The sequence below is a fragment of the Streptomyces laculatispora genome (assembly GCF_017353455.1).
In the GTDB taxonomy this organism is placed as follows: Bacteria; Actinomycetota; Actinomycetes; order Streptomycetales; family Streptomycetaceae; genus Streptomyces; species Streptomyces laculatispora.
Window position 1 is genome coordinate 1 of record NZ_JAFMPZ010000165.1, and the last position, 5,806, is coordinate 5,806.

Consider the following 5,806-nt stretch of genomic DNA (forward strand, 5'->3'; position numbering starts at 1 on the left):
CCGTCGGCCGACCGGTCGGCCTTCGCGGAGCTCGCCGCAGACCCGAAACTGGCCGCCGCCGTGACGGTGATGGTGGACGACCACGCGCAGCTGGAGCTGATCGACGCGGCGCGCGCCGGGGGCACCGAGGAGATCCGGGTCTGTCTGGAGCTGGACACCTCGCTGCGGATGCTCGGTGGCAGGGTCAGGATCGGGGCGCTGCGTTCGCCGCTGCGCTCCCCCGCCCAGCTGGCCGAGCTGGCACGGTCCGTGGCCCGCAGGCCCGGCTTCCGGCTGGTGGGGCTGATGGCGTACGAGGGCCATATCGCCGGGGTCGGCGACTCGGTCGCGGGGCGGCCGCTGCGCTCCCGGGCGATCCGGTTGATGCAGGCCGCGGGGCGCCGGGAACTGGCGGCCCGGCGGGCCGAGGTGGTGCGGGCGGTACGGGCGGTGGCGCCGGACCTGGAGTTCGTGAACGGCGGCGGCACCGGCAGTGTGCAGCACACCGCCGCGGAGCACGCGGTGACGGAGATCGCGGCCGGTTCGGGGCTCTACGTGCCGCGGCTGTTCGACAACTACACCTCGTTCACGGCCCGTCCGGCGGCCCTGTTCGCTCAGCCGGTGGTGCGCCGCCCCGGGGTGGGCGTGGTGACGGTGCTCGGTGGCGGCTACCCGGCGTCCGGTGCGGCCGGTCCGGACCGGCTGCCGGTCCCGTACCTGCCGGAGGGGCTGCGTTACGACCCGCAGGAGGGACCCGGTGAGGTGCAGACCCCGTTGCTCGGCGCCCCGGCGGACGATCTGCTGATCGGCGACAAGGTGTGGTTCCGGCACGCGAAGGCCGGCGAGCTGTGCGAGCGGTTCGACGAGTTGCAGCTCATCGAGGGGGACCGGGTGACGGCGACGGTGCCGACGTACCGGGGCGAGGGCCGCACCTTCCTCTGAGCGGACCGGCGTCCGGCGTCAGGGCGCGACCGAGCTGCCGACGCCGCCGCTCGTCTCGCTGTCGCCGATCGGCCGGATGCCCTTGGTGAGGGTGTCCATGAGGGAGAGCGGGGGCCCGTCGGAGCCGGCGTCGAAGGCGTAGCGCACGACGACGAGCGACTCGCTGCCGACGGTCGAGGGGAAGACGAGCGACTGCACGTAGCCGCCGGGGCCCTTGCCCGTGACGACCCGCCAGCGCACCTGGTATCCGGTGCGCCCGGCCACGCTCACCGAGGCGGCGGCGATCTGCTTGTGGGACGTGATGCCGCCGTGGATACGGGTACCGACGGCGTTCTCCCCGTACGCGCCCTTCGCGGCGTCGGCCACGTCGGCCTTGGCGAGCTCCTCGGCGGAGCCGGCGTCACCGGCGTTCGGTGTCCGTGTGGTCACCGTGCCGTGATAGCAGGAGTCGGAGGAGCTGCCGGGGCAGTTGTAGGAGCCGGTGGTGCGCATCGTGAGCACCTGCTCCACGGTGCTGTCGGGCTTCTCCCAGCCGTCGGGGATCGGCAGGGTGATGCCGTTGAGCTGGTCGACGAGCACCGTGGGGTCGCCGTCGTCCGGTGAGGCGTCCGGCGAGGGGCTGCCGTCGGACGTGCCGTCGGTGCCGGTGGCCGCGGGCGGCGGCGCGTCGCTGCTCGACCGGGCCTGCGGCCGCTTTCCGTCGTCGTCGTCCCTGCCGAGCAGTACGGCTCCGGTCACCGCCGCACCGACGACCACCGCACCGGCCACCACGAGTGCGATGATCCGGCCGCTTCCGCCCCCGCCGGGCCCGGCGGGGGCAGAGGGCCGCACGGGGCCCGGCTGCTGTGTCGCGGGAGCGTACGGGCGGGTGTGGGCGGTCCACGCCGTGCCGTCCCACCACCGCTCGTTGCCCGGTGCGGCCGTGTCCGGATACCAGCCGGGCGGTGTCGGGTTGCTCATCGCCCCACTCTAGGCCGTGCCCTGGAAGGGCCGCCCGCCTCTACAGGGGGGTGACGTAGGCGCCGGAGATGCCGCCGTCGACGAGGAAGTCGGTGGCGTTGACGAAGGAGGAGTCGTCGCTCGCCAGGAAGGCGACGGCGGCCGCGATCTCGGTCGCCTCGGCGAACCGGCCGAGCGGGATGTGCACCAGCCTGCGGGCCGCGCGCTCCGGGTCCTTGGCGAACAGCTCCTGGAGCAGCGGGGTGTTGACCGGCCCCGGGCACAGCGCGTTGACCCGGATCCCCTCGCGGGCGAACTGGACGCCCAGTTCCCGGGACATCGCGAGCACCCCGCCCTTGGAGGCGGTGTACGAGATCTGCGAGGTCGCCGCGCCCATCCTGGCCACGAACGAGGCGGTGTTGATGATCGAGCCCCGTCCCTGGCGCCGCATGTAGGGCAGGGCCGCCTTGCAGCACAGGTAGACGGAGGTGAGGTTGACGTCCTGGACGCGTTTCCAGGCCTCCAGGCCCGTGGTGAGGATGGAGTCGTCGTCGGGCGGCGAGATGCCGGCGTTGTTGAAGGCGATGTCGACGGAGCCGTAGGTGTCGTGCGCCGCCTTGAACAGGGCCTCGACCTGTCCGGGATCGGTCACGTCGACGCGTACGAAGGTGCCGCCGACCGCTTCGGCGGCCGCCTTGCCCGCGGTCGCGTCGGTGTCGCCGCAGACCACGTGCGCGCCCTCGGAGGCGAGCCGGTGGGCGGTGGCGAGGCCGATGCCGCTGGCGGCGCCGGTGATGACGGCGGTGCGGCCGACGAGGCGGCGGCAGATGTTCTCGGTGTCCGTGGTCATACCGGTTCAGGCCTCCGTACTGAGGAAGACGTTCTTGGTTTCGGTGAAGGCGGTGAGGGCGTCGGGTCCGAGTTCCCGGCCGAGGCCGGACTGCTTGTACCCGCCGAACGGGGTCCAGTAGCGGACCGCGGAGTGGGAGTTGACGGAGAGGTTCCCCGCCCGGACGGCTTGCGAGACCCGCAGCGCGCGCCCCACGTCACGGGTCCAGAGGGAGCCCGCGAGGCCGTAGCGCGTCGCGTTGGCGAGCCGGACGGCGTCCGCCTCGTCCTCGAAGGGCAGCACGACCGCGACCGGCCCGAACACCTCCTCGGTGGCGACGGGCGCATTTGGCCGGGCATCGGTGAGGACGGTCGGCGGGAACCAGAATCCGGGGCCCTGGGGCGCGCTGCCCCGGATCGCGGCAGCGCCCCCGGGGACGTGACCGCGCACCCGGTCCAGCTGGGTGCGTGAGATGAGCGGGCCCATCTGCGTCTTCTCGTCGGACGGATCGCCCACGACGACGGCGGCGACGGCCGGGGCGAGCAGTTCCAGGAAGCGGTCGTACACGGATCGCTGGACGAGGATCCGGGTGCGGGCGCAGCAGTCCTGGCCGGCGTTGTCCAGGAAGGACATGGGGGCGGCGGCCGCCGCGGCTTCGATGTCGGCGTCGGCGAAGACGATGTTGGGGCTCTTGCCGCCGAGTTCGAGGGTGATCCGCTTCACGCGCTCGGCGCACTTGGCCATGATCTGCTTGCCGACCCGGGTGGAGCCGGTGAAGACGATCTTGGCGACGTCCGGGTGCTCGACCAGGGCGTTGCCCGCCTCGTCGCCCGCGCCCGGCAGCACCTGGAAGAGGTGTTCGGGCAGTCCGGCCTCCAGGGCCAGTCCGGCGAGCCGGAGCGCGGTCAGCGGGGTGGTCTCGGCGGGTTTGAGGATGACGGCGTTGCCCGCCGCGAGGGCCGGGGCCAGCGCCCAGGCGGCGATCGGCATGGGGAAGTTCCACGGTGCGATCACGCCGATGACGCCGAGGGGTTCGAGCAGGGTGATGTCGATGCCGCCGGGGACGGGGATCTGCCGGCCGCTCAGCCGTTCCACTCCCCCGGCGGCGAAGTCGAGCAGATCCCGGACGTTGCCCGCCTCCCAGCGGGCGTTGCCGATCGTGTGGCCCGCCTCGCGGACCTCCAGCCGGGCCAGCTCCTCGGTCCGGCCGTCCACGGCGACGGCGAACCGGCGCAGCAGCCGGGCCCGGTCGGCGGGGGCGAGCGCCGCCCAGGTCCGCTGGGCGGCCGCTCCCCGGGTGACGGCGGCGTCCACCTCGGCCGCAGTGGTGGCGGGCACGGTGGCGAGGAGTTCCTCCGTCGCCGGGTTCAGTACCTGGTGCTCACGGGTCAAGGAAGTCCTCACAGGCGTTCGAAAGAGCGTTTGATTTCCCAGTCGGTCACCGCTGCGTCGAAGGCGTCGAGTTCGACGCGTGCCATGTTGGCGTAGTGCGCGACGACTTCGTCGCCGAAGGCCGCCGCCGCGATCTCACTGCGCTCCCAGAGCCCGGCGGCCTCGCGCAGGGTGGTGGGGACGTGGTCGTACGCGCCCGTGTAGGCGTTGCCCTCGCAGGGCTCGGGCAGTTCGAGGCCGTGCTCGATGCCGTACAGGCCGGCGGCGACGAGTCCGGCGACGGCGAGGTACGGGTTGACGTCACCGCCGGGGAGCCGGTTCTCGAAGCGCAGGGACTGGCCGTGCCCGACGACCCGGAGCGCGCAGGTGCGGTTGTCGGCGCCCCAGGCGACGGCGGTCGGGGCGAAGGAACCGGGCTGGAAGCGCTTGTAGGAGTTGATGTTCGGCGCGTAGAGGAGCGAGAAGTCGCGCAGGGCCGCGAGCTGGCCGGCCAGGAAGTGCCGCATCACCGGGGACATGGCACCGTCCTCGTCCGCCATGACGCTGCGTCCGGGGTCGCCGGTGGACCGGAGCGAGAGGTGGATGTGGCAGGAGTTGCCCTCGCGCTCGTTGAACTTGGCCATGAAGGTGAGCGCGACGCCTTCCTGCGCGGCGATCTCCTTGGCGCCCGTCTTGTAGACGGCGTGCTGGTCGCAGGTGACCAGGGCCTCGTCGTAGCGGAACACGATCTCGTGCTGGCCGGGGTTGCACTCGCCCTTGGCCGACTCGACGGTGAGGCCCGCGCCCGCCATCTCGTTGCGGATGCGGCGCAGCAGGGGTTCGATGCGGCCGGTGCCGAGGACGGAGTAGTCGACGTTGTACTGGTTGACCGGGGTGAGGCCGCGGTAGCCGCGGTCCCAGGCCTGTTCGTAGGTGTCCTTGAAGACGATGAATTCGAGTTCGGTGCCGGCATGAGCGGTGCAGCCGTGCTCGGCGAGGCGTTCCAGCTGGCGGCGCAGTATCTGGCGGGGCGCGGCGGCGACGGGTGAGCCGTCGCTCCACGCGAGGTCGGCGGTGACCATCGCGGTGCTCTCGTTCCAGGGCACTCTGCGCAGGGTGGCGAGGTCGGGGTGCATGGCGAAGTCGCCGTAGCCCCGGTCCCAGGAGGACATGGTGTAACCGTCGACGGTGTTCATGTCGGTGTCGACGGCGAGGAGGTAGTTGCAGCCCTCGGTGCCGTGCGGCACCACCTCGTCGAGGAAGAAGGCGGCGGCGAAGCGTTTGCCCTGGAGCCGCCCCTGCATGTCGGGGAAGGCCAGGACCACGGTGTCGATCTCACCGCTGCCGACGAGGAGGCGGAGTTCCTCGACGGCGAGCGGGGCTGTTCGGTCGGACACGGATGGATCCTCTCCTCGCGGGCCGACAGATGATCCAAATCTATGGGCAGCGCAAGGGATTTGGATACGGTGCCGATGCGTTCCGCGTGCCGTGCGAGAGGGAGATCCGATGAACCGCCCGCTGATCGGGATCAGTACCTACCTGGAGGCCTCGGCACGCTGGGGCGTCTGGGATCTGCCCGCGACACTGCTGCCCGCCGGTTACAGCCGTCTGGTCCGTGCGGCGGGCGGGCTGGCCGCGCTGCTTCCGCCGGACTCCCCGGATCTGGCGGCGTCGGTGGTGGCGCGGCTCGACGCGGTGGTGGTCGCGGGCGGGCCGGATGTGGACCCGGCGCGGTACGGGGCCGGG

The 5,806-nt window shown here is 72.3% G+C and carries 6 protein-coding genes; 2 read left to right on the forward strand and 4 right to left on the reverse strand.

Features of this window, described 5'->3' with window-relative positions:
- On the forward strand, positions 1-921 hold a 921-nt coding region (locus J1C73_RS09675; protein ID WP_207315969.1), incomplete at its 5' end, for an alanine racemase.
- A gap of 18 nt (positions 922-939) precedes the next feature.
- Here J1C73_RS09675 and J1C73_RS09680 read toward each other — a convergent pair.
- The 4 genes from J1C73_RS09680 to J1C73_RS09695 are packed head-to-tail and all read right to left on the reverse strand — an operon-like array spanning position 940 to position 5,457.
- Positions 940-1,881, reverse strand: coding sequence for a DUF2510 domain-containing protein (locus J1C73_RS09680; protein ID WP_207315970.1), 942 nt, complete (start codon positions 1,879-1,881; stop codon positions 940-942).
- Positions 1,882-1,921: 40 nt separating this feature from the next.
- The gene (locus J1C73_RS09685; RefSeq protein ID WP_207315971.1) at positions 1,922-2,710 is read right to left on the reverse strand and encodes a 3-oxoacyl-ACP reductase; all 789 of its coding nucleotides are present in this window, start codon (positions 2,708-2,710) and stop codon (positions 1,922-1,924) included.
- Between the two features lie 6 nt (positions 2,711-2,716).
- The gene (locus J1C73_RS09690; RefSeq protein ID WP_207315972.1) at positions 2,717-4,081 is read right to left on the reverse strand and encodes an aldehyde dehydrogenase family protein; all 1,365 of its coding nucleotides are present in this window, start codon (positions 4,079-4,081) and stop codon (positions 2,717-2,719) included.
- An 8-nt stretch (positions 4,082-4,089) separates the two neighbouring features.
- Positions 4,090-5,457 carry a glutamine synthetase family protein gene (locus tag J1C73_RS09695; protein WP_207315973.1) on the reverse strand — a complete coding sequence of 456 codons (1,368 nt, stop codon included), beginning with the start codon at positions 5,455-5,457 and terminating at the stop codon, positions 4,090-4,092.
- Positions 5,458-5,566: 109 nt separating this feature from the next.
- Here J1C73_RS09695 and J1C73_RS09700 point away from each other — a divergent pair.
- The coding region (locus J1C73_RS09700; protein ID WP_207315974.1) for a gamma-glutamyl-gamma-aminobutyrate hydrolase family protein at positions 5,567-5,806 on the forward strand (240 nt) is incomplete at its 3' end.

What these genes read in the sequence shown, in the direction of transcription:
- J1C73_RS09680 (WP_207315970.1), bottom strand. Translation starts at nt 1,881, where the DNA reads ATGAGCAACCCGACACCGCCCGGCTGGTATCCGGACACGGCCGCACCG.
- J1C73_RS09685 (WP_207315971.1), bottom strand. Translation starts at nt 2,710, where the DNA reads ATGACCACGGACACCGAGAACATCTGCCGCCGCCTCGTCGGCCGCACC.